We start from the raw sequence: 26766 nt of genomic DNA, 5'->3' as shown, positions 1-26766 counted from the left end.
GTCATGGTGTACATCCTTTGATGTGCTGCGGCGATGTGGGGGTACGGCTGGCGCCTCACGGGCGACGATGGTTGCAGCTGTTGTTTTTTTCACTTTCCCATCGTGGGGATTGGTTGCCCGACCGGGCGCATTGATTCCCAGGGGCGGTTCCACTATAAAATGGCCTCAATGCAACAGACATTGGCAATTCGGCAAGCAGAGCGTGCACCAATGCAATATCAGATTACCCATGCCGACCTTTCCCTGGTCCTGGCGCTGGAACGCGGTCGCTCGCTGGCCAAGGCCGCCGAACTGCTCAAGGTCGACGTTTCCACCGTATTCCGCTCGATCCGCCGGCTGGAATCGGCGCTCGGTACCGCGCTGTTCGTCAAGAGCCGCAAAGGCTACCTGCCAACCGACACTGCCCAGGCCCTGGCTGAACAGGCCGAACGGGCTGAGCAGGCACTGGAGGCGGCGCGCATCGCCATGACCAGTGGCGAACAGGTGGTCAGTGGCACCGTTCGCCTGACCTGCACCGAAGCGGTGATGCACAGCTTGCTGCTGCCCGCGCTGGCAGCCTTCATGCCCAACTACCCGGCGCTGTCATTGGAAATGGGCACCTCCAACACCTTCGCCAACCTCAGCCGCCGCGATGCCGACATCGCCTTGCGGCTGACCAATACGCCGCCGGAACACCTGGTGGGGCGCTGCCTGGGCTCCACGTCCTACGTGATCTGTGGCCAGCCACAGTGGCGCGAGCGCCTGGCCGAGTCGCACAACAGCGTGCCCTGGATAGCCCCCGACGATTCGATGCAGGATCACCCTACCGTGGTCTGGCGCAATCAGCACAACCCAGGGCTGAGCCCGCGCTACCAGTGCAGCAGCATGTCGACCATCGCGCAGCTGGTAAGCACCGGCCTTGGCGTCGCAGCGCTGCCCGACTACATGGTGGATGCCCTGCCCGGTGTCGATGCCCTGAGCGGGCCGCTGCCGGGCTGTGATACCCAGCTATGGCTGCTGACCCGACCGGATTGCCGGGCGCTGCGATCGGTGCAGACCTTGTTCGAGGAGCTGACCCCGCGGTTGCGTGACGCGATGCTCTGAGGTTATCGTCAGGCTCACGTGTGAGGGTGTCTGTTGCGGCACTTTCGCGGGCAAGCCCGCGCCTGGTAAGTGAGCGGTGCGGGTGAGAAAGGTACAGATCCGGTGGGAACGGGCTTGCCCGCGAAGAAGTCTGCACAGTGCCGTCCGGCAAAACAGCGCTTCCCTATTGGCTGGTGAATTTTTATACTATCGAGTCCGCCTGCCCACTATTGGGCTGCACGCCCATCGCATTTGCTACTGAGGAAGACCATGGCCCGCGTAACTGTTGAAGACTGCCTGGAACACGTGGATAACCGTTTTGAGCTGGTCATGCTCTCGACCAAGCGCGCCCGTCAGCTGGCTACCGGCGGCAAAGAGCCGCGCGTAGCATGGGAAAACGACAAACCGACCGTGGTCGCCCTGCGCGAAATCGCCGAAGGTATCGTCACCCCTGAGTTCATCGCCGCCGAAGAGATCGTCACCGAGGATCCGGTCTTCGCCGCGTTCGAGGACGAGTCCAACGAGGCTGTCTGATCCATGCCTGGTCGACGTCGCGCGGCACAAGGCCCTCTTCCTCGGCAAGAGGTGAAACCATGCCGGGCATAGAAGCCTTAGCCGAACGGCTGTCGACCTACCTGGGCCCCGAACAGGTCAACCTGGTTCGCCGGGCCTACTTCTACGCCGAACAGGCGCACGATGGGCAACGCCGCCGCAGCGGCGAACCCTACGTGACCCATCCGCTGGCCGTGGCCAGCATCCTCGCCGACATGCACATGGACCATCAGAGCCTGATGGCGGCCATGCTGCACGACGTGATCGAAGATACCGGCATCGCCAAGGAAGCCCTCAGCCAGCAATTTGGCGAGACGGTTGCCGAGCTGGTCGACGGGGTCAGCAAACTGACCCAGATGAACTTCGAGACCAAGGCCGAGGCGCAGGCCGAGAACTTCCAGAAGATGGCCATGGCCATGGCGCGCGACATCCGCGTGATCCTGGTCAAACTGGCCGACCGCCTGCACAACATGCGTACCCTGGAAGTGCTATCCGGTGAGAAACGCCGGCGTATCGCCAAGGAAACCCTGGAAATCTACGCCCCTATCGCCAACCGGCTGGGCATGCACACCGTGCGCGTGGAATTCGAGGACCTCGGCTTCAAGGCCATGCACCCGATGCGTTCGTCGCTGATCCACCGGGCAGTCAAGAGCGCACGCGGCAACCGCAAGGAGATCGTCGCCAAGATCGAGCAATCGCTGGCCAACTGCCTTGCTGCCGACGGTATCCAGGGCGAGGTCAGCGGCCGGCAGAAACACCTCTATGGCATCTACAAGAAGATGCGCGGCAAACGCCGCGCCTTCAACGAGATCATGGACGTGTATGCCTTCCGCATCATCGTCGACAAGGTCGACACCTGCTACCGCGTGCTCGGCGCCGTGCACAACCTGTACAAGCCGCTACCCGGGCGCTTCAAGGATTACATCGCGATTCCCAAGGCCAACGGCTATCAGTCGTTGCACACCACGCTGTTCGGCATGCACGGCGTGCCCATCGAAATCCAGATCCGCACCCGCGAGATGGAAGAGATGGCCAACAACGGCATCGCCGCGCACTGGCTGTACAAGTCCAACGACGACGAGCAGCCCAAGGGCAGCCACGCCCGCGCACGCCAATGGGTCAAGGGCATCCTCGAGCTGCAGCAGCGCGCAGGCAACTCGCTTGAATTCATCGAGAGCGTGAAGATCGACCTGTTCCCGGACGAGGTCTACGTCTTTACCCCCAAAGGCCGGATCATGGAGCTGCCAAAAGGCTCCACCGCCGTCGACTTCGCCTATGCGGTGCACACCGACGTGGGCAACAGTTGCATCGCCTGCCGCATCAACCGACGCCTGGCGCCGCTGTCCGAACCACTGCAAAGCGGCTCGACGGTAGAAATCGTCAGCGCCCCAGGTGCCCGGCCCAACCCGGCCTGGCTCAACTTCGTGGTCACCGGCAAGGCCCGCACGCACATCCGCCACGCCCTCAAGCAGCAACGCCGCTCCGAGTCGATCAACCTGGGCGAGCGCCTGTTGAACAAGGTGCTGACCGGCTTCGACAGCAGCCTGGACAAGATCCCCCAGGAGCGCATCAATGCGATTCTGGCCGAATACCGCCTGGAGCTGATCGAAGACCTGCTCGAAGACATCGGCCTGGGCAACCGCATGGCCTATGTGGTCGCCCGTCGCCTGTTGTCGGCCGAGGGCGAGCCGTTGCCCGCACCAGAAGGCCCGCTGGCGATCCGCGGCACCGAAGGCCTGGTGCTGAGCTACGCCAAATGCTGTACGCCGATCCCGGGTGACCCGATCGTCGGCCACCTCTCGGCGGGCAAGGGCATGGTCGTGCACCTGGAAAACTGCCGCAACATCAGTGAAATCCGGCATAACCCAGAGAAGTGCGTGCAGCTTTCCTGGGCCAAGGACATCACCGGCGAATTCAACGTCGAATTGCGTGTCGAGCTCGAACACCAGCGCGGCCTGATCGCCCTGCTGGCCAGCAGCGTCAACGCCGCCGACGGCAACATCGAGAAGATCAGCATGGACGAACGCGACGGCCGTATCAGCGTTGTCCAACTGGTGGTCAGCGTGCACGACCGCGTGCACCTGGCTCGTGTGATCAAGAAGCTGCGTACGCTGACAGGTGTGGTTCGCATCACCCGCATGCGTACGTAGTCCGCCAACCGCAAGGAGTCATCATGAGCAAGACCGTCATCAACAGCGACAAGGCACCTGCCGCTATCGGCACCTACTCGCAAGCGATCAAGGCCGGCAATACCGTGTACATGTCGGGCCAGATCCCGCTGGACCCGAAGACCATGGAACTGGTTGAAGGCTTCGAAGCCCAGACCGTGCAGGTCTTCGAGAACCTCAAGTCGGTGGCCGAAGCCGCTGGCGGCTCGTTCAAGGACATCGTCAAGCTGAACATCTTCCTCACTGACCTGAGCCATTTCGCCAAGGTCAACGAGGTGATGGGTCGCTACTTCGAGCAGCCTTACCCAGCCCGCGCCGCCATTGGCGTTGCCGCGCTGCCTAAAGGCGCCCAGGTCGAAATGGACGCTATCCTGGTCATCGAGTGATGCCGCCGGTGACGGGCGCCCTGCCCGTCACCATCCAGCTCAAGGTTATTCCATCATGCGTCAAGCACTGCCTCTCGCGCTGGCAGCCCTGCTTCTGAGCGGCTGCGCCAGCCACAAACCTGAAGATTTCAACGGCACCTGGGTCAACCAGGACGCCATCAAAGCCGCCGTAAAAGGTGGCAGCCTGCGCCAAGCCCTGAACGAACACGGCCCGGTCTTCGAGTGGAAGCTCGACGTGGCCAATCAACAGGCCAGCTACAGCAATGGTTTCGAAGCCGCTGACGGCCAGCTGACCGCCAACGAGAAGCAATGGCAGGCCAGTTTCGAAGGTGGCCAGGTCGAGCAATTGGCGCTGGACGGCGACGAGCTCAAGAGCACCGATCAGTCCGGTGCCCAGCAGACCTTCGTGCGCGCCAAGCAGCCTGGCAATGCACCGTTGGGTGGTAGCTTCGAGAAAGCGCTGTACCAGGCCTACCTGGGCGGTGACTGGAAGATCGTCGAAGGCCAGGGCCAAGGCGGCGTGGTGCGTTTCGCCGACAATGGCAGCGTCACTGGCCTGCCCGGCCCGGACCGTTACGCCCTGTGCCTGGCAGGCGATTGCGCCAGCATGGGCGGGAGCAACGACAGCCTGTGGCTGGAGCGCAACCAGCGCGGTGCGCCGTTCATCTTCAAGCGCGATGGCGACAAGCTGGAGATTTTCCAGGCGGTAAACCGTGCGCAGCCGGATGAAATGCCTGAGTTGGCGGCGGGGAATCGCCAGTGGGTGCTGGAGAAGGATTGAGCCCTCCTACACCGGACCTTTCGCGGGTGCCCCACTGACTGCTCATTCAGCGGAGTACCCGGGAAAGGACCAGACACCTCACCCCTTCTCCTTCAGAATGGCCGCATACCCTTCTTTATAGCTCGGATACGCCGGCACCCAACCCAAGGCCCGCGCCCGCGCATTGCTGCAGCGCTTGCTGCCAGTGCGCCGTACCCGCTGCTCATCGGACCACTCGGTAACGCCCATGTACGCGCGCAACCAGGCCACCACATCGGCCAGCGGTGCCGGGTCGTCGTCCACACCTATATAGCATGCGTCCAGTGCCACACCCTCGGCATCGGCTTGCAGCAGGAACGCCAGCAGGCTGGCCGCATCCTCCGCATGAATACGGTTGCCATACAGCGGTGGTGCCTCGGCTACACGATAGCCCTGACGCACTTGGCTTAGCAGCCACTCACGGCCCGGCCCATAGATCCCAGTCAGTCGCACGATGCTTGCCGGGATACCACTGGCCAACGCCAACTGTTCGGCTTCCAGCATCACACGCCCCGAATAACCTTCCGGCTCGGTGGCGGCCGTCTCATCGATCCACTCACCCTCCTTTTGCGCAAACACACTGCTGCTGGACACGAACAGCAGGCGCCGCGGGCGCTGGCCTTTCTCGGCCAACCACGCCAGCACATGGCGCAGACCCTCGACGTAAGCCGCCTGGTATCCCGCCTCGTCGTGCTGGCTGGCCGCCACGCAATACACCAGGTAGTCCGGCGAACGCTGTGGCCAAGCCTGGGGCAGGCTCGGCTCGCACAGGTCGGCGGCAACCGGGGCGACCCCTTGCGGAAGGCGCTCGACCGAGCGCCGCAAGCCGCTCACCTGCCAACCACGGGCCAGCAGTTGACGGGCCAGACGGCTGCCTACATCACCACAACCTACGATCAATGCTGATAGGTCTGACATCACTAAACTCCCTAGACCAAAGGATCAGGCTAGCCGGATTACACGATAGGCGGCTAGACCATGGGCGAAAAAAGCAACAAGATTACTTTTGTTAACAAGAATTACTTGCAATAATGGCACCCCTATCTGTTCTCGGCCTATCTCGAGGCCTTGGAGAACGCTCACTTTTTTCTTCATCAGGTCCGGCCAGCATGACACGTACTCAACCTTCCGCTTCGCCAACCCCGTCGCGCGCATGGCGTGCCATCGCCGCGCTGATGTTCAGCCTGGTGCTGGCCCCGGTGGCAATGGCCGATGAGCCAGCCGCCAATGCCAGTACGCCAGCCGCCGCCACCGCGCCGGCTACCCCGGCGACCGAAGGCCAGGTGCCTGCGGGTGCTGCCCAGGCAGCCACCCCGGTCGACGCCCCGGCGGCAGCCGACCCAAGCGTCGAAGCGCTGGTCGAGGACACCTCCCTGGGCATGGCCCACGACCTGTCCCCGTGGGGCATGTACAAGAACGCCGACATCGTGGTGAAGGCAGTCATGATTGGCCTGGCGATCGCCTCGATCATCACCTGGACCATCTGGATCGCCAAAGGCTTCGAGCTGATGGGCGCCAAGCGTCGCCTGCGCGGTGAGATCGCCCAGCTGAAGAAGTCCGCCAGCCTCAAGGAAGCCAGCGAAGTCTCCAACAAGGAAGGCACCCTGGCCCACACCCTGGTCCACGACGCCCTCGAAGAAATGCGCCTGTCGGCCAATGCCCGCGAGAAAGAAGGCATCAAGGAACGCGTCAGCTTCCGCCTGGAGCGCCTGGTGGCCGCAAGCGGCCGTACCATGAGCAGCGGCACCGGCGTGCTCGCCACCATCGGTTCCACCGCGCCATTCGTCGGCTTGTTCGGTACGGTATGGGGCATCATGAACAGCTTCATCGGCATCGCCAAGACCCAGACCACCAACCTCGCGGTCGTGGCGCCAGGTATTGCCGAAGCCCTGCTGGCCACTGCCTTGGGCCTGGTCGCAGCAATCCCGGCGGTGGTCATCTACAACGTCTTCGCCCGCTCCATTGCCGGCTACAAGGCTCAGGTGTCCGACGCTTCGGCGCAGGTCCTGCTGCTGGTCAGCCGTGACCTCGACCACCAGGGTGGCGAGCGCGCCGCCCCGCACATGGTGAAAGTGGGGTAAGCCATGGGCCTGCATCTCAACGAAGGTGGCGACGACCTCGCCGAAAACCACGAAATCAACGTCACGCCGTTCATCGACGTGATGCTGGTACTGCTGATCATCTTCATGGTGGCCGCGCCCCTGGCCACGGTCGACATCAAGGTCGATCTGCCTGCCTCGACCGCCAAGCCGGCGCCGAGGCCCGAGAAGCCCGTGTTCGTCAGCGTCAAGGCCGACCAGAAGCTGTACGTCGGCGACGATCAGGTACCTGCCCCTGACCAGCTTGGCCGGATGCTCGACGCCAAGACCAAGGGTGACAAGGAAACCACCATCTTCTTCCAGGCCGACAAAGGCGTGGATTACGGTGACCTGATGGAAGTGATGAACAACATGCGCGCGGCCGGCTACCTCAAAGTCGGTCTGGTAGGTCTCGAGACGGCAGCCAAGAAATGACAAAGACGCGGCACAATCTGGCGCGTTACAGCGGCAGCCTGGCCCTTGTGCTGGGTGTCCATGCCGTCGCTGTGCTGCTCACGCTCAACTGGTCGGTGCCCCAGGCCATCGAGCTGCCCCCGGCAGCCATGATGGTCGAGCTGGCACCGCTGCCCGAGCCCGCACCGCCACCACCACCCAAGGCCGCTCCACAACCGCCGGCACCGGTAGAAGAACCACCGCTGCCCAAGGTAGCCGAGGCGCCGAAACCGAAGATCGCCATCGCCAAGCCGCCCAAGCCCAAACCCAAGCCTCAACCTCCGAAGCCTGAGAAGAAGCCTGAGCCGCCGCGGGATGAACCACCCACCAAGGAACACGTAGCGGACACGCCGCCCAGCAACACGCCACCGCAGAAGTCGGCGGCACCGGCGCCGAGCATTGCCTCCAACAGCCAAGCGTTGCCAACCTGGCAGAGCGACCTGCTGCGCCACCTGGCGAAGTACAAGCGCTACCCGGAAGACGCACGCCGCCGTGGCCTGCAAGGCATCAACCGCCTGCGTTTCGTGGTCGACGCCGAAGGCAAGGTGGTGTCGTACTCGATGGCCGGTGGTTCGGGCAGCGCGGCACTGGACCGGGCAACCCTGGAGATGATCCGCCGGGCCGGCACTGTACCCAAACCGCCACCGGAGTTGCTGAACAATGGCACGATCGAAGTCGTGGCGCCGTTCGTCTACTCGCTGGACCGTCGCTGATACTTTTGTTTCTGTCACACATCGGCAAGTCTGATAACGTGCGTCTATCGATTGCAGCCGCTATGCTGGGCTCGCAACTTCATGGACGCACGTTATGACCCTCACAGAACTTCGCTACATCGTCACCCTCGCCCAGGAGCAGCACTTCGGCCACGCCGCCGAGCGTTGCCATGTCAGCCAGCCCACCTTGTCGGTCGGTGTGAAAAAGCTTGAGGACGAGCTTGGCGTGCTGATCTTCGAACGCAGCAAGAGCGCGGTGCGCCTGACCCCGGTCGGCGAAAGCATTGTCGCCCAGGCGCAGAAGGTGCTGGAGCAGGCCCAGGGTATCCGCGAACTGGCCCAGGCGGGCAAGAACCAGCTGACCGCCCCGCTGAAGGTCGGTGCCATCTACACCGTCGGCCCCTATCTGTTCCCCCACCTGATCCCGCAGCTGCACCGTGTGGCACCCCAGATGCCGCTGTACATCGAAGAGAACTTCACCCACGTGCTGCGCGAAAAACTGCGCAATGGCGAACTGGACGCGGTGATCATTGCCCTGCCGTTCAATGAAGCCGACGTGCTGACGCTGCCGCTGTACGATGAACCATTCTGCGCGCTGATGCCGGCCGACCATCCCTGGACGGCAAAAAAGACCATCGACACCGCCATGCTCAACGACAAGAGCCTGCTGCTGCTCGGTGAGGGCCACTGCTTCCGCGATCAGGTTCTGGAAGCGTGCCCGACGCTGAACAAAGGTGGCGAAGGCGCCAAGCACACCACCGTTGAGTCCAGCTCGCTGGAAACCATCCGCCACATGGTCGCTTCCGGCCTGGGCGTGTCGATCCTGCCGCTGTCGGCGGTGCATAGCCACCACTACGCGCCTGGGGTCATCGAAGTGCGCCCGCTCACCGCGCCTGCGCCGTTCCGCACCGTGGCCATCGCCTGGCGCGCCAGCTTCCCGCGGCCGAAGGCGATCGAGATCCTTGCCGACTCGATCCGTCTCTGTTCGGTGGCCAAACCGCCTGTGGAACAGCCGGCCTGAGTCATGACTGAGCTGTCGAAGGTCTCGGTCACAGCGCTCAAGGGCGTAGGCGAAGCCATGGCGGAAAAGCTCGCCAAGGTAGGCCTGGAAAACCTGCAGGACATGCTGTTCCACCTGCCGCTGCGCTATCAGGATCGCACCCGTGTCGTGCCCATCGGCGCACTGCGCCCTGGCCAGGATGCCGTGATCGAGGGCGTGGTCAGCGGCGCCGACGTGACCATGGGCAAGCGCCGCAGCCTGGTGGTGCGCCTGGGCGATGGCACCGGTGTGCTGAGCCTGCGCTTCTACCACTTCAGCAATGCGCAAAAGGAAGGCCTCAAGCGTGGCACCCACCTGCGTTGCTATGGCGAAGCGCGCCCCGGCGCCTCGGGCCTGGAGATCTACCACCCGGAGTACCGCGCACTCAACGGCGACGAGCCACCGCCTCCGGTCGAGCAGACCCTGACGCCGATCTACCCGACCACCGAAGGCCTCACCCAGCAGCGGCTGCGCCTGCTCTGCCAGCAGAGCCTGGGCATGCTCGGCCCGCGCAGCCTGCCAGACTGGCTGCCCGACGAGCTGGCCCGCGACTACCACCTGGCACCGCTGGACGATGCCATTCGCTACTTGCACAACCCCCCAGCCGAGGCCGACCTCGACGAGCTCGCCGAGGGCCAGCATTGGGCCCAGCACCGCCTGGCCTTCGAGGAACTGCTGACCCATCAGCTGTCGCAGCAACGTCTGCGCGAAAGCCTGCGCAGCCTGCGTGCGCCACTGCTGCCCAAGGCCAACCGCCTGCAGGCGCAGTACCTGGCCAACCTGGGTTTCAAGCCGACTGGCGCCCAGCAGCGCGTAGCCAACGAAATCGCCTACGACCTGAGCCAGACTGAACCGATGATGCGACTGGTTCAGGGCGATGTGGGTGCCGGCAAGACCGTGGTCGCTGCACTCGCCGCGCTGCAGGCCCTTGAAGCGGGCTATCAGGTGGCGCTGATGGCGCCCACCGAGATTCTCGCCGAACAGCACTACATCACCTTCAAGCGCTGGCTCGAACCGCTGGGGATCGAAGTCGCCTGGCTGGCCGGCAAGCTCAAGGGCAAGGCCCGCGCCAGCGCCCTGGAGCAGATCGCCAACGGCGCGCCGATGGTTGTCGGCACCCATGCATTGTTCCAGGAAGAGGTACAGTTCAAGCACCTGGCCCTGGCGATCATCGACGAGCAGCACCGTTTTGGCGTGCAGCAGCGCCTGGCGCTGCGCAAGAAGGGTGTGGCCGGCGAGCTGTGCCCCCATCAGCTGATCATGACCGCCACACCGATCCCGCGGACCCTGGCCATGAGCGCCTACGCCGACCTCGACACCTCGGTGCTCGACGAGCTGCCGCCGGGGCGCACGCCGGTCAATACCGTGCTGGTCGCCGACAGCCGCCGCTTCGAGGTGGTCGAGCGGGTACGCGCCGCTTGCGCCGAGGGACGCCAGGCGTACTGGGTATGCACCCTGATCGAGGAATCCGAAGAGCTCACCTGCCAAGCCGCGCAGAGCACCTACGAGGAACTTGGCAGCGCCTTGGGCGAGCTGCGTGTGGGCCTGATTCACGGGCGCATGAAACCTGCGGAAAAGGCCGCGGTGATGGCCGATTTCAAGCAAGGCAACCTGCAACTGCTGGTGGCCACCACAGTCATCGAGGTTGGTGTGGACGTGCCCAACGCCAGTCTGATGATCATCGAGAACCCTGAACGCCTCGGCCTGGCCCAGTTGCACCAACTGCGCGGCCGGGTAGGCCGAGGCAGTGCGGTGAGTCACTGCGTGCTGCTCTATCACCCGCCGCTGTCGCAGATTGGCCGCGAACGCCTGGGGATCATGCGCGAAACCAACGATGGCTTCGTCATTGCTGAAAAAGACCTTGAGCTGCGCGGCCCTGGCGAAATGCTCGGTACCCGCCAGACAGGCTTGCTGCAGTTCAAGGTCGCCGACCTGATGCGCGATGCCGACCTGTTGCCAGCGGTGCGTGATGCCGCCCAGGCATTGATCGCACGCTGGCCTGAACATGTCAGCCCATTACTCGACCGCTGGCTGCGCCACGGCCAGCAATATGGCCAGGTGTGACGCTAGTCCCAGAATGGATCCAGCTTTGCGACCAGACTGGTTATACTTCGCCTTCAAAAGAATCAGTGGAAACGGACCATGACCGAAGTTGCCCTGGACACCGCAACCCCACATGCACCGTCTGTCATTCGGCTGTTGCTCGAAAAACTGGGCGTGGCCTATCGCGAGGTGCCAGAGCACCCGCACCTGTCAGCCGCCTCACGCGTGCAGGCGATCCTGCTCGACGACGAGATCGGCGCATTGATGGTGCTGTTCCCGCAGAGCAAGCTACTCGACCTCAGCCGCCTGGAAGAGTTGACGGGTCGCAAGCTCAAGGCCGTACCGGTGAACCGCCTCAAGCAGATGCTCGACAAGCACCAGCTCAAGGCCTTGCCGGCGATCCCGGCCCTGACCAGCTCACCGTGCCTGTACGAGAGCGATTTGCTCAACGCCGAGCACCTGCTGATCCAGTCGGGCGAGGCTGGCCTGTTGCTGGACATCAAGCGTGACGACTTCAAGGGCATGCTCAGCAAGGCCAGCGCTGGCAACTTCGGCCAACCGGTGGGGGACATCCGCCCTAACCTAGACCGGCCGCTTGACGATTCCAGGGAGATCAGCCAAGCCGTTCAGGCCTTTACCGCCCGACGCATCCAGAAGCGCCTGGAAGAAACCATCGAGATACCGCCGCTGGCCGATACCGCGCAGAAGATCATCAAGCTGCGGGTCGACCCCAACGCCAGCATCGACGATATCACTGGCGTGGTCGAAACCGACCCGGCACTGGCCGCCCAGGTGGTCAGCTGGGCCGCATCGCCCTACTACGCCTCGCCTGGCAAGATCCGTTCGGTAGAAGATGCCATCGTGCGCGTGCTGGGTTTTGATCTGGTAATCAACCTGGCGTTGGGCTTGGCCCTGGGCAAAACCCTGAGCCTGCCCAAGGATCAACCGCAACAGGCAACGCCCTACTGGCAGCAGTCGATCTACACCGCTGCCATCATCGAAGGCCTGACCCGGGCCATGCCGCGCGCAGAGCGCCCGGAAGCCGGCCTGACCTACCTGGCCGGGTTGCTGCATAATTTTGGGTACCTGTTGCTGGCGCACGTGTTCCCGCCACACTTCTCGCTGATCTGCCGTCATCTGGAGGTCAACCCGCACCTGTCCCACACCTATGTGGAGCAGCATCTGCTGGGGATCAGCCGCGAACAGATCGGTGCCTGGCTGATGAAGTTGTGGGACATGCCAGACGAACTCTCGACCGCGCTGCGCTTCCAGCACGACCCTTCGTACGATGGCGAATACTCGGCGTACCCCAACCTGGTGTGCCTGGCGACCCGCTTGCTGCGCTCGCGCGGGATCGGGTCGGGACCTGAGGAAGCGATACCTGACGAGTTGCTGGAGCGTTTGGGGGTTACGCGGGACAAGGCCGAGGACGTGGTGAACAAAGTGCTTGAGGCTGAGAGCCTGTTGCGCGAGCTGGCTTCGCAGTTCCACGCACCGCATTGATACCCGTGGGGCCGCCTTGCGGCCCTGTCGCCCGCAAGCCCCACAGCCACAGCGGCGCTTCTTTGAAGACACGCAATGGGCTGCACAGCAGCCCCCGCATTTTCAGCCTTTCTTCTTTTTCGGTTTCAGGTATTTCATCAAGCCCTGGAACCACATCACCAGCGCCGGGTTGCCCTTGATCTGGATGCTCTTGTCCTGAATGCCCTGCATGAACGCCAACTGCTTGTTGCTGGCTTGCATCGTGGCGAAGCCATAGGCAGCATCCTTGAAGGCAATGGCAAAGGCCGGTTGCGGGTGGCTGCCACCCTTGCTGCTGATGCGTTCGCCGCTGACGATGAAGTGCCTTGCAACCTTGCCGTCCAGCGTCTGCATCTGGAACACCAGGTCCTTGTCCTTGAGTTGCTGCTGGAACGCCGGATTGGTGCGGCTGGCCCTGGCCATCAGCAGACCCATGGCCCAGAGAAGAAAGCGAAACTTCATCGACGCGCCTCGAATGAAATATGACTAAGGCGCGCAGTTTATCCTTTTCCTGAACTACTTATGCAAGTTCGTTGCGCAACGCCTTCAGAAAGCACAACGGGCGCCCGTAGGCGCCCGCTTGGACAGAGGCTGAGTGTGTCAGGCGCCGGTCACTTGCCTTTCTTGGTCGGCTTGGCTGGAACGTTGACGCTCTCTTTCAGGTTCTTGCCAGGTTTGAAGGCTACCGTATTGCTGGCCTTGATCTTCACCGGTTCACCGGTCTGGGGGTTTTTGCCAGTGCGGGCACCACGATGGCGTTTTTCAAAGGTGCCAAAACCAACCAAGGTGACGGTGTCCTTGTCCAGGGCACCCGTGATGCTGTCGAGAATCGCGTTCAGCACCTGATTGGCCTTTTCCTTGGTCAGATCAGCCTTTTCGGCGATGACGGCGGCGAGTTCTGGTTTACGCATAGTGAAGCCTCTTTGACGGGATTTCTTGTTGTTATTGCCGTGCTGCCATGAAAGCAGCGTTCAAGGCACCGCAGGCTCTAATCTGCGGCAGACGGAAGTGAGAATGGCACGCCCACCGAGGCCGCGCCAGTATCTGGGCGGCCATTGTGCGGGCAATAACAGGATAAATCCGACAGAACGCCTGCTATTTACGCCATCAAGGCAGGTAGCTGCCGATTCAGCGCGAGCTTTTCCATGACCGCGCTGCCCGTCAGGGCATAGCCCAGCAGCTGGCCGTCAGCGCCGTGGCAGAGCACCTTGAGGTCACTGCCCTGCCCTTCAACCTGCCAATTGCCGTCTTGCCCGAGCGGAGGTGGCGAAACCACCAACGGGCACGCCGGCGTTTTCACGGTGATCGGCATCGGCCCGTAGCTGACCTGGGTCGGGTTGCCTGCCAGGGTCTGGGCCAAAGCGCGCGCGCAGGCCATCAAGGGCATTACATACAACAGGTTGATGCCTTCGACCTCGGCACAATCGCCCAACGCGAAGATATTGCCATGGGAGGTACGCAGGTGCCGGTCCACCACCACGCCACGGTTGGTCTGCAGCCCAGCTGCAGCGGCCAGGTCGGTGCGGGGGCGCAGGCCAATGGCCGAGACAACCAGGTCACAGGCAATCACGCTGCCGTCGGACAAGTGTGCTTCAAGGCCTTCGTCGGCCTGCGCCAGCCGGGTCAGAACCGGCCCCAGATGGAAGCGCACGCCCAGGCCCTGCAGGCCGGCCTGCACGGCAGCAGCGGCGGCCGGGTGCAGCAGGGTTGGCATGACCTGTTCGCACGGCGCCACCACGTCGACCTGGAAACCGCCCAGGCTCATGTCGTTGGCGAACTCACAACCGATCAGGCCAGCCCCCAGGATCAATACACGTTGCTTGCCAGCAGCTGCGGCACGAAAACGCGCGTAATCTTCCAGATCGTTGATCGGGAACACACGGTCGGCGCCATCCCCTTCCAGCGGCACCTGCACTGTCTGCGCGCCCCAGGCCAGCACCAGGTCGCGATAGCACACAGCCTCTTCACCGATCCACAGGCGCTTGTGACCTGGGTCGATGCCGCTGATACGCGTGTGGGTACGGATCTCGGCCTTGAGTTGCTCGGCCATCGCGCCCGGCTCGGCCATACACAGGCCATCGGCGTCCTTATGCTTGGCAAAGCCGGTGGACAGCATCGGCTTGGAATAGGAACGTCCGTCATCGGCGGTAATCAGCAACAGCGGCGTATCAGCGTCGAGCTTGCGAAATTCGCGGGCCAGGTTGTAGCCGGCAAGGCCGGTACCGATGATTACCACTGGGGACATGTGCTGCGTTCCTCTCATTCGAACAGTGTTGAAATCAGCCGATGGCGATCATTTCGAAGTCACTCTTGCCCACACCGCAGTCGGGGCACAGCCAGTCCTCGGGCACATCCTCCCAGCGTGTGCCAGGCAGGATACCGTCGTCCGGCCAGCCTTCGGCTTCGTCATAGATCAGGCCACAGACAATACATTGCCACTTCTTCATCGGTTCTGGTTCCTCGGTACAGACTCAGGCTTTATTGTGCGGGCTGAATGCCCTTTCGCGGGCATTATGCAAGCAGTCGGGGCAATCATGCTAAGCTCGCCGCCTCTTTGGCTGTAACAAAGCATACCGACGTGTCGTACGAATCCCCGCAAGCAGCCGCTCTCGCGTGGCTGCCGTATTCACTGCTGGCGAACGATATCGGCCAGCCTACTCTCGACTGGCTGTTCGACGAAGGCTCCCTGACTCGTCGCCTTACTCGTCTTTCCAACGATCATTTCAGTGTGACACCCCTGTTCGAGGGCTGGCAGCCGCTGCGCGATGACGAATGCCGGGCGCTGGGCATCGCGCCGGGCGCCGAGGGCTGGGTGCGTGAGGTGTACCTGCGCGGCCATGGCCAGCCGTGGGTATTTGCCCGCAGCGTTGCCAGCCGCAGCGCCCTGGAGCGGGGCGGCCTGGACCTGGAAACCCTGGGCAGCCGGTCGCTGGGCGAATTGCTGTTCTGCGACCAGGCGTTCATCCGCCATCCGATCGAGGTGTGTGCTTATCCACAGGCCTGGTTGCCTCGCGAAGCCGCGGACGCGGATTTATGGGGGCGGCGTTCACGCTTTGAGCGCGACGGCCTCGACCTGCTGGTGGCCGAAGTGTTCCTGCCGGCACTATGGCAAGCGGCCAAGGAGGACAACCGCTGATGTACCTGCAACTGCTCAAGTCGCTCAACCGTGTGCACCCGCGCGCCTGGGACTTTGTTCAGCTAAGCCGCATGGACAGGCCAATCGGTATCTACCTGCTGCTGTGGCCGACCCTGTCGGCGGTATGGATCGCCGGACAAGGCTCGCCCACCCTGGCCAATGTGCTGATCTTCGGCCTCGGCGTGGTGCTGATGCGAGCTGCCGGGTGCTGTATCAACGACTTCGCTGATCGCAAGGTCGATGGCCACGTCAAACGCACCGCCGACCGCCCGCTGGCCAGCGGCCGTGTCAAACCGCGTGAGGCCCTGGCGCTGTTCGCCATCCTGGTGGGGGTGAGTTTCCTGCTGGTGCTGTGCACCAACAGCCGTACGGTCTGGCTGTCGTTTGGCGCAGTGGCTTTGGCGTTCTGCTACCCGTTCATGAAGCGGTACACCTACTACCCACAGGTGGTGCTAGGCGCGGCGTATTCCTGGGGCATCCCCATGGCCTTCACCGCTGCGGGCGGCGAGTTGCCGGCCAGTGCCTGGCTGCTGTACATCGCCAACCTGCTGTGGACGGTGGGCTATGACACCTACTACGCCATGGTCGATCGTGACGACGACCTGAAGATCGGCGTGAAATCGACCGCAATCCTGTTCGGCGAGGCCGACCGGGCGATCATCCTGACCCTGCAGATGCTGTCGCTGGGCTGCTTGCTGCTGGCGGGCAGCCGCTTTGATCTCGGCGGCTGGTTCCACCTGGGCCTGCTGGGTGCGGCGCTGTGCTTTGCCTGGGAATTCTGGTCCACACGCAAACTGGACCGGGATGCGTGCTTCAAGGCATTTCTGCACAACCACTGGGCGGGGTTGTTGATCTTCATGGGTGTGGTGCTGGATTACGCACTGCGTTGAACCCTTTGGGGCTGCTTCGTAACTTCCTCCCGACAGGCCGCGCCTGCAGGCAACTGCGGTGCCGTTGCAGGAGCGGCCTGGAGCTCAAGGCTTGGCGACGTGCCAGACATCCTTCATGCCGTCACCGGTCATATCACCGGCCTTCTTGTCCTTGACGAAGGTGTACAGCGGCTTGCCGTCATATGCCCACTGCATGGAGCCGTCATCGCGCTTGATCTGAGTCCACTTGCCTTCGGCCTTTTCGCCTTTCTCGGCTTTGAGCGGCGGCCAGTTCTTCGCACAATCGCCATTGCACATCGACTTGCCGCCGGCGTCCTTGTCGAAGGTGTACAGCGTCATGCCGGCGTGGTCGACCCACATGCCGTCCTTCTCCATGGCGTGGTTGGCGGACGCCACCCCCGGGAGCGCAAGTGCAGCGAATAGGGCCATCCAGCTCAGCGTATGTCGTGTCATTGGAATCACCATTGATCGGGGTGGATTGCGGTCTGTTTACCGCAGGGAGCGGCTCTTTGAAGCCTAGTTCAGTCATGCAATGTCGCCAGAACGGCCAACACCCTGTCACACAGCTGCAATAATTCCGTTATCTAATGCGGGCCAGACACGATTTTCCGGGAGAGGTTTTGAGCATGGTTGGCAGGAACATTCTGATCGTCGACGACGAAGCGCCTATTCGCGAGATGATCGCCGTTGCATTGGAAATGGCCGGCTATGACTGCCTGGAGGCAGAAAATTCCCAGCAGGCCCACGCCATCATCGTCGACCGCAAGCCTGACCTGATTCTGCTCGACTGGATGCTGCCCGGCACCTCCGGGATCGAACTTGCCCGCCGCCTCAAGCGCGACGAGCTGACCGGGGACATCCCGATCATCATGCTCACCGCCAAAGGTGAAGAGGACAACAAGATCCAGGGCCTGGAGGTCGGCGCCGACGACTACATCACCAAGCCGTTCTCGCCACGCGAGCTGGTTGCCCGCCTGAAAGCCGTGCTGCGTCGCACCGGCCCAAGCGACAGCGAAGCGCCGATCGAAGTTGGCGGCCTGCTGCTCGACCCGATCAGCCACCGTGTGACCATCGACGGCAAACCGGCCGAAATGGGCCCTACCGAGTACCGTTTGCTGCAGTTCTTCATGACCCACCAGGAGCGCGCCTACACCCGTGGCCAGTTGCTCGACCAGGTCTGGGGCGGCAACGTCTACGTCGAAGAGCGCACCGTCGACGTGCACATCCGTCGCCTGCGCAAGGCACTGGGTGAAGCGTACGAAAATCTGGTACAAACCGTCCGGGGCACGGGTTACCGCTTCTCGACCAAAAGCTAGTTGCGAGCTTCCAGCCTAAAGCTGCACGTCAACGCGTGCAGCGCCCGGGCTCGAAAATGGACTATCAGCATCACCGATCCGCTTCTTCATGCAGCGTGTGGCTTGCAGCATGCGGCTGGATCCGAAGGATCTGTCAATTGAACCAGAACTGGCACGCGACCCTGATTCGCCACCTGCTGCTGCTGATCACCGTCTGCCTGATCGGCGGCCTGGTCAGCGGTTATTACGGCTGGAGCCTTGCCATCGGCCTGGCGCTGTACCTGGGGTGGACACTCAAGCAACTGCTGCGCCTGCATGACTGGCTGCGCAACCACCAGCCCGACGAAGCACCACCCGACGGCTACGGTCTGTGGGGTGAGGTGTTCGACAGCATCTATCACCTGCAGCGCCGTGACCAGCGCGTGCGCGGTCGCCTGCAGGCGGTGATCGACCGGGTGCAGGAGTCCACTGCCGCCCTGCGCGATGCGGTCATCATGCTCGACAGCGATGGCAACCTGGAATGGTGGAACCGCGCCGCGGAAACCCTGCTCGGTTTCAAGACCCCTCAGGATGGGGGGCAGCCGGTGACCAACCTGGTGCGTCACCCCCGCTTCAAGGAGTACTTCGAGTCGGAGAACTACGCCGAACCGTTGGAAATCCCGTCCCCGATCAACGACCGTCTGCGCGTCCAGCTGCACCTCACCCGCTACGGCAACAATGAGCACCTGATGCTGGTGCGCGACGTCACCCGTATCCATCAGCTGGAACAGATGCGCAAAGACTTCGTGGCCAACGTCTCGCACGAGCTGCGCACGCCGCTGACAGTGATCACCGGTTACCTGGAAACCTTGCTCGATAACGTCGAAGACGTGAACCCGCGCTGGGCCCGGGCGTTGCAGCAGATGAGCCAGCAAGGTTCGCGCATGCAGACCCTGCTCAACGACCTGCTGCTGCTGGCCAAGCTGGAAGCCACCGACTACCCATCGGACAACCAGCCAGTGGCGGTCGACACGTTGCTGGGCGCCATCAAGAACGATGCCCAGGCGCTGTCCGGGCCACGTAACCAGCGCATTACCCTGGAGGCCGCGCCAGGCCTGCGCCTGAAGGGCAGCGAATCGGAGCTGCGCAGCGCCTTTTCCAACCTGGTGTTCAACGCGGTCAAGTACACCCAGGACGAAGGCAACATCCGTATCCGCTGGTGGGCCGACGAACAGGGCGCGCACCTGTCGGTGCAGGATTCGGGGGTCGGCATCGATGCCAAGCACCTGCCGCGCCTGACTGAACGCTTCTACCGCGTCGATTCCAGCCGTGCCTCCAACACCGGCGGCACCGGGCTCGGCCTGGCGATCGTCAAGCACGTACTGATGCGCCACCGCGGGCGCCTGGAGATCAGCAGCGTGCCGGGGCATGGCAGTACCTTCACCTGCCACTTCAGCCCGGCACAGTTGGCCAGCGACAAAGGCTGAAAGGGCGCTGCCATGCAGCGCAATTAAGACCGCTACCCTTTGCTTTTACGGCTTCAACCGCTACATTGGAGCCCCTGTGCCAGCAAAAGCTGGCACTTTGTTTTCTACCTTTTCTAAGACGGACCCCGTAAAAACTCCATCATGGACCCTTCCCCTGGTATCAGCCTCACCTCGCTTTTCGCCGATTTCGGCATGATCCTCTTTGCCTTGTTCCTGGTGCTGCTCAACGGCTTCTTCGTTGCCGCCGAGTTCGCCATGGTCAAGCTGCGCTCCACGCGCGTCGAGTCCATCGCCGAGCTGCACGGCTGGCGCGGCAGCATTCTGCGCAAGGTACACAACCAGCTGGACGCCTACCTGTCTGCCTGCCAGCTGGGCATCACCCTCGCCTCCCTGGGCCTGGGCTGGGTCGGTGAACCTGCGTTCGCCCACCTGCTCGAACCGCTGCTGGCGTACCTGGGTGTGGACACCCCTGAGCTGATCAAGGCGGTTTCGTTCTTCGTCGCCTTCTTCGTGATCTCCTACCTGCACATCGTGGTCGGCGAGCTGGCGCCCAAATCCTGGGCAATCCGCAAGCCTGAGCTGCTGTCGCTGTGGACCGCCGTGCCGCTGTACCTGTTCTACTGGCTGATGTACCCGGCCATCTACCTGCTCAATGCCAGCGCCAACACCATCCTGCGCATTGCCGGCCAGGGCGAACCCGGCCCGCACCACGAACACCACTACAGCCGTGAAGAGCTCAAGCTGATCCTGCACTCCAGCCGTGGCCAGGACCCAAGCGACCAAGGCATGCGCGTGCTGGCTTCGGCCGTGGAGATGGGCGAACTGGAAGTGGTCGACTGGGCCAACTCCCGTGAAGACATGGTCAGCATCGATGCCCATGCGCCGCTCAAGGAGATCCTGGCACTGGTACGCCGGCACAAGTTCAGCCGCTATCCGCTGTACGATGCCGAGCGCGAAGCGTTCACCGGCCTGTTGCACATCAAGGACCTGCTGCTGGAACTGGCCGAACTGGAACACCTGCCCGAAACCGTCGACCTCGAAGACCTCGCTCGCCCGCTGGAGCGCGTGTCGCGGCATATGCCCCTGGCGCAGCTGCTGGAGCAGTTCCGCAAGGGCGGTGCGCACTTTGTGCTAGTGGAGGAAGCCGACGGCAAGGTCATTGGCTACCTGACCATGGAAGACGTGCTGGAAGTGCTGGTTGGCGACATTCAGGACGAACACCGCAAGACCGAGCGCGGCATCCTCGCCTACCAGCCGGGCAAGCTGCTGGTGCGTGGCGACACGCCGCTGTTCAAGGTCGAGCGCCTGCTGGGTATCGACCTTGATCACATCGAAGCCGAAACCCTCGCCGGGTTGATCTACGAAACGCTCAAGCGCGTGCCTGAAGAAGAGGAAGTGCTGGAAGTAGAAGGCTTGCGCATCATCATCAAAAAGATGAAAGGGCCGAAGATCGTGCTGGCCAAGGTGCTCAAGCTCGATTGATCCGTCGGGGCCGCTAGGCGGCCCCTCGGGTGCCTCTGTTCAGCGCACAGGTTTGCCAGTAGAGGTGCTGCCGGGAAACACCTGCCTCATTCGCGATGGCAGGCCTTGTGTCACGGATTACCCGCCGTGAAGTCCGGCAGCCCACCGATAGGCCGGTCGAACTGGAAGGGTATTGATTCCAGGGCCAGCCCAACGTTGCGCTGCACCACGAAATGCAGGTGCGGGCCCGTGCTGTTGCCGGTATTACCCGATTTGGCCAGCGCCTGCCCCAACGCCACCTGCTGCCCCTCGGCCACCACCACCGAACCGCGCATCAGGTGCAGGTAGACACCCATGGTGCCGTCCGGGTGCAGAATGCGCACGAAGTTGCCTGAGGGATTGGTACCTCGCCCGCTCTGGCTGTTCTCGACTTGCACCACCATTCCACCACGCGCCGCGATGATCGGTGTGCCTTCTGGCATGGCGATGTCCATGGCGTAGCGGCCTTTGGGGCCGAAATGGCTGAAACGGCCGTTTGGCCCCTGGGTCAGCCGGAACGGCCCGCCTTTCCACGGAAAGGGGTAACGGTAGGCCTGCGAACGCTGGCCGGGGTCGCCCATGGCGTACTGGAAGTTGCTGGCGTACTTGAGTGGCCCTCCGGGGGCCGCCAGTACCGCGCTGAGCACTTTGGTCGAACGCGGGCCGACCACCGCCCGTACAAGCCGGGGGCCATTGCCACCGAAGGCATTGGCCAGCTGGTCGATACGCAGTTCCACCTGCATCGGCACGTACAGTTCGTTACGCACCAGGAAGCGCACCCCACCAGGGAACGTCTCCGTCTGCAGGCGCACCTGCCCCTCCAGCCGCTCGAACATCGGCTCGCGCAGCTCGAAGGCCCTGGCGCCAGGGCTGGGGTGCTCGGAGTAGGACGCCACGCCGAAATTGTCGGTGGTCTTGTAGAGGGTCATGCCCAAGCTCGACGCCGAGGCCGAAAGCAAGGCAAAGAACAACAGCAAGCGGGCGGCGGCGGGCATGATAGTGGCTTTTTGACAGTTGCGATCTGTCGAAGCCTAGCAGCGGGATCCAAGCGCGGTATGACAGTTGGTCGGAAGAGCACCGAGCATACCGTCCGGGAGCGGGCTCGAACCCGCTCCACAGCTGGCGGACTAGGCGCCGGGGGTGAAGTGTTTCTGCGCCGTGCCGTGGGCAATCAGCCGTGACAGGTAGTCAAGCTTCTGTGCATCCTGATCGACGAACTTGAAGGTCAATTGCAACCAATCGCTTTCTGGCTTCGGCTCCAGGGCTGCAACGGCATGCAGGTAACCGTTCAGGCGGGCCACCTCGGCGCTCTCGCCTTGCTCCAGGTCCAGCACCGCGCCTTCCAGTACCTGCGGCAGTGCGGCACTGCGGCGCACCACCAGCAGCGCCTCCTTGAGGCTCAGGGCCTTGATCACACACGGCTGGATACCGCTGGACAGGCGCAACTGGCCCTGGCCACGGCCGGACTGCGCCGCCGCGGCTGCGGTCTGCGGTTTCGGGGCATTGATCAAAGGCTTGGCCGGGGCAGCCGTAGCGGTCGTTGCCGCCTTGGCCGTTTCGGCCTTGTTGCCGGTAAGCGCGCTCAGCGAGTCATTGGCAAACGCCGAATTCAACCGCGCCGGCCCATTGCTCACCAGGCTGTCCAGCTTGCCGATCTTGGTCAGGGCCTTCTTCACCTTGGTCAGCAGCTGTTCATTGGTGAACGGCTTCCCAACGAAGTCGGAGACCCCGGCCTGGATGGCCTGGATCACGTTCTCCTTGTCCCCACGGCTGGTCACCATGATGAACTGCAGATGCTTCATCTGCGGTTGCTGGCGGCACCAGGTCAGCAGTTCCAGGCCAGACATCTCGGGCATTTCCCAGTCGCACAGGACCAGGTCGAACGATTCCTTGGCCAGCATGGCCATGGCCTTGCGGCCGTTGACTGCGTCATCGATGACCATGCCTGGGAAGGCATTACGCAGGCACTTCCTTACCAGGTCACGGATGAACGGGGCATCATCTACAACCAGCACATTCACTTTACTCATCGATACTCCTCTTGAATCCCGACTAGCCTACCGCGCAATGGTGGCCACTTGCCAATCTCTGAGCCACGCCGGGACTTCTTTGCATCGTTCGCGGGTGCCTGCTGGCTGCTCTTGCACAAACGAAAACGCCCGGCCAAGGCCGGGCGTTGATGCTCGGGAGCAGTCTTATTTATCGTCCGGTTCAGCCGGAACATTAGCGATTTCACCCTCATCGCCAGCAGTGCCCTGGACTTCCGCCTTCATGCGCTTGAGGCCCAGGTGGCGCACATCGGTGCCGCGAACCAGGTAGATCACCAGTTCCGAGATGTTGCGCGCGTGGTCACCAATACGCTCCAGCGAACGCAGGGCCCAGATGACGCTCAGCACCCGCGAGATCGAACGCGGGTCTTCCATCATGTAGGTCACCAGCTCACGCAGGGCAGTCTTGTACTCACGGTCGATGGTCTTGTCGTACTGGGCCACCGACAGCGCCAGGTCCGCGTCGAAACGGGCGAACGCGTCGAGCGCGTCACGCACCATGTTGCGCACCTGGTCGCCAATGTGGCGAACCTCGACGTAACCACGCGGCGACTCGCCTTCTTCGCACAGTTGAATGGCGCGGCGGGCAATCTTGGTCGACTCGTCGCCAATGCGTTCCAGGTCGATCACCGACTTGGAGATGCTGATGATCAGGCGCAGGTCGGAGGCCGCCGGCTGACGACGGGCGAGGATGCGCACGCATTCCTCGTCGATGTTGCGCTCCATCTGGTTGATCTGCTCATCGACCTCGCGCACCTGCTGGGCCAGACCCGAGTCGGCCTCGATCAGCGCGGTGACCGCGTCGTTGACCTGCTTCTCGACCAGGCCGCCCATGGCCAGGAGGTGGCTGCGCACCTCTTCGAGCTCGGCGTTGAACTGCTGGGAAATGTGGTGCGTAAGGCTTTCTTTGTTGATCATCGTTTCGCTCCGCGAAGAAGCTGCAAGCTTCAAGTAGTTCGTGTCGTTCCCTGTGGGAGCGGGCAAACCCGCTTCTCACTAGCCGTAGCGACCGGTGATGTAGTCTTCGGTCTGCTTCTTCGCCGGGTTGGTGAACAGGGTGTCGGTGTCACCGAATTCGACCAGTTTGCCCATGTACATGAACGCGGTGTAGTCCGAAACCCGGGCGGCCTGCTGCATGTTGTGGGTCACGATGACGATGGTGTACTTGGATTTCAGCTCGTAGATCAGCTCTTCGACTTTCAACGTCGAGATCGGGTCCAGTGCCGAGCACGGTTCGTCGAGCAGCAGTACCTCAGGCTCGACGGCGATGGTACGGGCGATCACCAGACGCTGCTGCTGGCCGCCGGACAGGCCGAGTGCCGAGTCGTGCAGGCGATCCTTGACCTCGTCCCACAGGGCGGCGCCCTTGAGTGCCCACTCCACGGCCTCGTCGAGCACGCGCTTCTTGTTGATGCCTTGGATGCGCAGGCCGTAGACCACGTTTTCGTAGATGGTCTTGGGGAACGGGTTAGGCTTCTGGAACACCATGCCTACGCGGCGGCGCAGCTCGGCAACGTCTTCGCCTTTGCGGTAGATGTTGTTGCCGTACAGGTTGATGGCGCCTTCTACGCGGCAACCGTCCACCAGGTCGTTCATGCGGTTGAAGGTGCGCAGCAGGGTCGACTTGCCGCAGCCCGACGGGCCGATGAAGGCAGTGACGCGCTGCTTGGGGATATTCATGCTGACGTCGAACAGCGCTTGTTTGTCGCCGTAGAACAGGCTCAGGCCCGGCACTTCGATGGCCACGGTTTCTTCGGCCAGGCGCAGGCTCTGCTTGTCGCGGCCCAGGGCAGCCATGTCGATGCCGTGGGTGTGGGATTCTTGCTGCATGGTCTCACTCCGTTTGTAGCTGCAAGCTTGAAGCTGCTAGCTGCAAGTTAGGGCAAAGCGGCAATGCTCTTGGGGCTTGCCGCTTGTGGCTTAAAAGCTTCAATCAGCTGTCGAGGGCCTTGTACTTCTCGCGCAGGTGGTTACGGATCCACACCGCCGAGAGGTTGAGGGTGGCGATCACCAGCACCAGCAACAACGCAGTGGCGTATACCAGCGGCCGCGCGGCCTCGACGTTGGGGCTCTGGAAGCCGACATCGTAGATGTGGAAGCCCAGGTGCATGATCTTCTGGTCCAGGTGCAGGTACGGGTAGTTGCCGTCCAGCGGCAGCGACGGCGCCAGCTTCACGACACCCACCAGCATCAGCGGCGCCACTTCACCGGCGGCGCGTGCCACGGCGAGGATCATGCCGGTCATCATGGCCGGGCTGGCCATCGGCAGCACGATCTTCCACAAGGTTTCGGCCTTGGTCGCGCCCAGCGCCAGCGAGCCTTCACGCACGGTACGCGGAATGCGCGCCAGGCCTTCCTCGGTGGCCACGATCACCACCGGCACGGCCAGCAGCGCAAGGGTCAGCGACGCCCACAACAGGCCTGGCGTACCCAGGGTCGGTGCAGGCAGCGCTTCGGGGAAGAACAGGCGGTCGATCGAGCCACCCAGCACGTAAACGAAGAAGCCCAGGCCAAATACGCCATAGACGATTGCCGGCACGCCCGCCAGATTGTTCACCGCAATGCGGATCAACCGGGTCACCGGGCCTTGCTTGGCGTATTCACGCAGGTAGACAGCCGCCAGTACACCGAACGGGGTAACGATCACTGCCATGATCAGCGTCATCATTACCGTACCGAAGATCGCCGGGAAAATACCGCCCTCGGTGTTCGCCTCACGCGGGTCGTCGCTGAGGAACTCCCAGACCTTGGCGAAGTAGGTGCCCATCTTGGTGAAGCCGGACATGCCGTTGGGCTGGATGGCGTGCACCACCTTGCTCAGGTTGATCTCGACCTCACGGCCATTGCCGTCGCGAGCGACAAGGCTGTCACGGGCAAAGGCCTGGTGCAGGCCGCTGAGGCGGTCTTCGATGGCCTTGTAACGGCTATTCAGCTCGGCGCGCTCGGCGTCCATGTCGGCCTGGGCCGCGGCGTCCAGCTTGCCGGCCAGCTCCAGCTTGCGGCTATGCAGGCGCAGGCGCTCCAGGCCATGGTTGATGGCGCCGATGTCTTTCTTCTCCAGCTGCTGCAACTCGCTGTTGAGCTGGTTGGCGCGCTTGAGACGTGCCTGCAGTTCATTCCAGGCGGCAGGGCCTTGGGCAACCACGCGGCCTTCTTCCTTGACGCTGACCAGGTAGCCGTAGAAGTTGCCCCATTCGCGGCGTTCCAGGGCCATCAGGTCGGCCGGGCGCTGCTCGTCGACCAACCAGTCGCCGACCACCCAGGTGAAGTCGCTGCCGTTAAGGTCGCGGTTACCCACCTTGATCAGCTCGCGGGTCATGAACTCCGGGCCTTCGTCCGGTACCGGCAGGCCGGCACCCTTGAGGCGGGCACGGGGCACTTCTTCTTTCTGCACCACCTCACCGATGATGATGTGGTCCGCCTGGCCCGGCACCTTGTAGGTGGCCTGGACCAGGTCGGCCGGCCAGAAGTGGCCGAGGCCACGCACGGCGATCACAGCCAGCAGGCCGACGGTCATGATCACCGCCATGGCGACCGCGCCACCGCTGATCCAGACGCCGGGGGCGCCGCTCTTGAACCAGCCTTTGAGGGAATCCTTTTTCACGGATCTCTACCTT

The 26766-nt window shown here is 62.9% G+C and carries 27 protein-coding genes; 16 read left to right on the top strand and 11 right to left on the bottom strand.

All coding sequences use genetic code 11. The features are described from left to right. The first annotated feature begins 210 nt into the window (after window positions 1-210). From APH34_RS12180 to APH34_RS12160, 5 genes are all read left to right on the top strand, one after another. On the top strand, window positions 211-1083 hold the full coding sequence (locus APH34_RS12180; protein ID WP_054901305.1) for a LysR family transcriptional regulator: 873 nt from the start codon (window positions 211-213) through the stop codon (window positions 1081-1083). A gap of 249 nt (window positions 1084-1332) precedes the next feature. Continuing rightward, window positions 1333-1596, top strand: a complete 264-nt coding sequence (gene rpoZ, locus APH34_RS12175; protein WP_016394025.1) for a DNA-directed RNA polymerase subunit omega — start codon at window positions 1333-1335, stop codon at window positions 1594-1596. Between the two features lie 59 nt (window positions 1597-1655). Next, window positions 1656-3764, top strand: a complete 2109-nt coding sequence (spoT, locus tag APH34_RS12170; protein ID WP_054901304.1) for a bifunctional GTP diphosphokinase/guanosine-3',5'-bis pyrophosphate 3'-pyrophosphohydrolase — start codon at window positions 1656-1658, stop codon at window positions 3762-3764. A gap of 23 nt (window positions 3765-3787) precedes the next feature. Then, a complete protein-coding gene (locus APH34_RS12165; RefSeq protein WP_043199829.1) occupies window positions 3788-4168 on the top strand; it encodes a RidA family protein in 381 nt (126 codons plus the stop codon). Window positions 4169-4223: 55 nt separating this feature from the next. Beyond that, window positions 4224-4949 carry a hypothetical protein gene (locus tag APH34_RS12160; protein WP_054901303.1) on the top strand — a complete coding sequence of 242 codons (726 nt, stop codon included), beginning with the start codon at window positions 4224-4226 and terminating at the stop codon, window positions 4947-4949. A 78-nt stretch (window positions 4950-5027) separates the two neighbouring features. Here the strand turns inward: APH34_RS12160 and APH34_RS12155 are convergent, their stop codons facing one another. Further along, on the bottom strand, window positions 5028-5885 hold the full coding sequence (locus APH34_RS12155; protein WP_054901302.1) for an SDR family oxidoreductase: 858 nt from the start codon (window positions 5883-5885) through the stop codon (window positions 5028-5030). A 191-nt stretch (window positions 5886-6076) separates the two neighbouring features. On the opposite strand from APH34_RS12155, the gene exbB reads away from it, so the two are divergent. From exbB to APH34_RS12125, 6 genes are all read left to right on the top strand, one after another. Next, complete coding sequence (gene exbB, locus APH34_RS12150; protein WP_054901301.1) at window positions 6077-7048, top strand: tonB-system energizer ExbB; 972 nt, start codon at window positions 6077-6079, stop codon at window positions 7046-7048. A 3-nt stretch (window positions 7049-7051) separates the two neighbouring features. Beyond that, window positions 7052-7480, top strand: coding sequence for a TonB system transport protein ExbD (gene exbD / locus APH34_RS12145; protein WP_054901300.1), 429 nt, complete (start codon window positions 7052-7054; stop codon window positions 7478-7480). Beyond that, on the top strand, window positions 7477-8211 hold the full coding sequence (locus APH34_RS12140; RefSeq protein ID WP_054901299.1) for an energy transducer TonB: 735 nt from the start codon (window positions 7477-7479) through the stop codon (window positions 8209-8211). The genes exbD and APH34_RS12140 overlap by 4 nt, the downstream gene beginning before the upstream one ends. 94 nt (window positions 8212-8305) lie before the next feature. After that, window positions 8306-9232 (top strand): hydrogen peroxide-inducible genes activator, encoded by a 927-nt coding sequence (locus APH34_RS12135; protein WP_054901298.1) that lies wholly within the window; start codon window positions 8306-8308, stop codon window positions 9230-9232. A gap of 3 nt (window positions 9233-9235) precedes the next feature. Next, window positions 9236-11314: an ATP-dependent DNA helicase RecG gene (gene recG / locus APH34_RS12130; protein ID WP_054901297.1), complete on the top strand. Its 2079-nt coding sequence runs from the start codon at window positions 9236-9238 to the stop codon at window positions 11312-11314. A 78-nt stretch (window positions 11315-11392) separates the two neighbouring features. Continuing rightward, the gene (locus APH34_RS12125; RefSeq protein WP_054901296.1) at window positions 11393-12796 is read left to right on the top strand and encodes an aminoacyl-tRNA deacylase and HDOD domain-containing protein; all 1404 of its coding nucleotides are present in this window, start codon (window positions 11393-11395) and stop codon (window positions 12794-12796) included. Window positions 12797-12898: 102 nt separating this feature from the next. Here the strand turns inward: APH34_RS12125 and APH34_RS12120 are convergent, their stop codons facing one another. The 4 genes from APH34_RS12120 to APH34_RS12105 all read right to left on the bottom strand — a co-directional run bounded on the left by APH34_RS12120 (window position 12899) and on the right by APH34_RS12105 (window position 15261). Continuing rightward, entirely contained in the window at window positions 12899-13276 is a 378-nt protein-coding gene (locus APH34_RS12120) for a hypothetical protein (protein WP_054901295.1), read from the bottom strand. A gap of 149 nt (window positions 13277-13425) precedes the next feature. Beyond that, window positions 13426-13725, bottom strand: coding sequence for an HU family DNA-binding protein (locus APH34_RS12115; RefSeq protein ID WP_054901294.1), 300 nt, complete (start codon window positions 13723-13725; stop codon window positions 13426-13428). A gap of 188 nt (window positions 13726-13913) precedes the next feature. Further along, on the bottom strand, window positions 13914-15059 hold the full coding sequence (locus APH34_RS12110; protein WP_054901293.1) for an NAD(P)/FAD-dependent oxidoreductase: 1146 nt from the start codon (window positions 15057-15059) through the stop codon (window positions 13914-13916). A gap of 34 nt (window positions 15060-15093) precedes the next feature. Beyond that, window positions 15094-15261, bottom strand: coding sequence for a rubredoxin (locus APH34_RS12105; RefSeq protein ID WP_054901292.1), 168 nt, complete (start codon window positions 15259-15261; stop codon window positions 15094-15096). A gap of 131 nt (window positions 15262-15392) precedes the next feature. On the opposite strand from APH34_RS12105, the gene APH34_RS12100 reads away from it, so the two are divergent. Both APH34_RS12100 and ubiA read left to right on the top strand, forming a co-directional pair. After that, on the top strand, window positions 15393-15950 hold the full coding sequence (locus APH34_RS12100; RefSeq protein ID WP_054901291.1) for a chorismate lyase: 558 nt from the start codon (window positions 15393-15395) through the stop codon (window positions 15948-15950). After that, complete coding sequence (ubiA, locus tag APH34_RS12095) at window positions 15950-16840, top strand: 4-hydroxybenzoate octaprenyltransferase (RefSeq protein ID WP_054901290.1); 891 nt, start codon at window positions 15950-15952, stop codon at window positions 16838-16840. The genes APH34_RS12100 and ubiA overlap by 1 nt, the downstream gene beginning before the upstream one ends. A gap of 84 nt (window positions 16841-16924) precedes the next feature. On the opposite strand, the gene APH34_RS12090 is transcribed toward ubiA, so the two are convergent. Continuing rightward, window positions 16925-17293: a hypothetical protein gene (locus APH34_RS12090; RefSeq protein ID WP_054901289.1), complete on the bottom strand. Its 369-nt coding sequence runs from the start codon at window positions 17291-17293 to the stop codon at window positions 16925-16927. 173 nt (window positions 17294-17466) lie between these two features. Here APH34_RS12090 and phoB point away from each other — a divergent pair, with 173 nt between their 5' ends. The 3 genes from phoB to APH34_RS12075 all read left to right on the top strand — a co-directional run bounded on the left by phoB (window position 17467) and on the right by APH34_RS12075 (window position 21083). Beyond that, the gene (gene phoB / locus APH34_RS12085) at window positions 17467-18156 is read left to right on the top strand and encodes a phosphate regulon transcriptional regulator PhoB (protein ID WP_003253341.1); all 690 of its coding nucleotides are present in this window, start codon (window positions 17467-17469) and stop codon (window positions 18154-18156) included. A gap of 137 nt (window positions 18157-18293) precedes the next feature. After that, window positions 18294-19601: a phosphate regulon sensor histidine kinase PhoR gene (phoR, locus tag APH34_RS12080; RefSeq protein WP_054901288.1), complete on the top strand. Its 1308-nt coding sequence runs from the start codon at window positions 18294-18296 to the stop codon at window positions 19599-19601. A 141-nt stretch (window positions 19602-19742) separates the two neighbouring features. After that, entirely contained in the window at window positions 19743-21083 is a 1341-nt protein-coding gene (locus APH34_RS12075; RefSeq protein ID WP_054901287.1) for a hemolysin family protein, read from the top strand. A 110-nt stretch (window positions 21084-21193) separates the two neighbouring features. Here the strand turns inward: APH34_RS12075 and APH34_RS12070 are convergent, their stop codons facing one another. From APH34_RS12070 to pstA, 5 genes are all read right to left on the bottom strand, one after another. Further along, complete coding sequence (locus APH34_RS12070; protein ID WP_054901286.1) at window positions 21194-22096, bottom strand: M23 family metallopeptidase; 903 nt, start codon at window positions 22094-22096, stop codon at window positions 21194-21196. 132 nt (window positions 22097-22228) lie between these two features. Further along, the gene (locus tag APH34_RS12065) at window positions 22229-23131 is read right to left on the bottom strand and encodes a response regulator (RefSeq protein WP_054901285.1); all 903 of its coding nucleotides are present in this window, start codon (window positions 23129-23131) and stop codon (window positions 22229-22231) included. Between the two features lie 165 nt (window positions 23132-23296). Then, window positions 23297-24067 carry a phosphate signaling complex protein PhoU gene (phoU, locus tag APH34_RS12060; protein ID WP_054901284.1) on the bottom strand — a complete coding sequence of 257 codons (771 nt, stop codon included), beginning with the start codon at window positions 24065-24067 and terminating at the stop codon, window positions 23297-23299. 78 nt (window positions 24068-24145) lie between these two features. Next, window positions 24146-24979, bottom strand: coding sequence for a phosphate ABC transporter ATP-binding protein PstB (gene pstB / locus APH34_RS12055; RefSeq protein ID WP_054901283.1), 834 nt, complete (start codon window positions 24977-24979; stop codon window positions 24146-24148). Window positions 24980-25082: 103 nt separating this feature from the next. Then, window positions 25083-26753 carry a phosphate ABC transporter permease PstA gene (gene pstA / locus APH34_RS12050; protein ID WP_054901282.1) on the bottom strand — a complete coding sequence of 557 codons (1671 nt, stop codon included), beginning with the start codon at window positions 26751-26753 and terminating at the stop codon, window positions 25083-25085. Window positions 26754-26766: the final 13 nt, after the last annotated feature.

Source organism: Pseudomonas sp. NBRC 111131 (assembly GCF_001320525.1).
In the GTDB taxonomy this organism is placed as follows: Bacteria; Pseudomonadota; Gammaproteobacteria; order Pseudomonadales; family Pseudomonadaceae; genus Aquipseudomonas; species Aquipseudomonas ceruminis.
The sequence above is the reverse complement of the archived record's forward strand: the minus strand, read 5'-3'. Positions and strand labels throughout refer to the sequence as shown.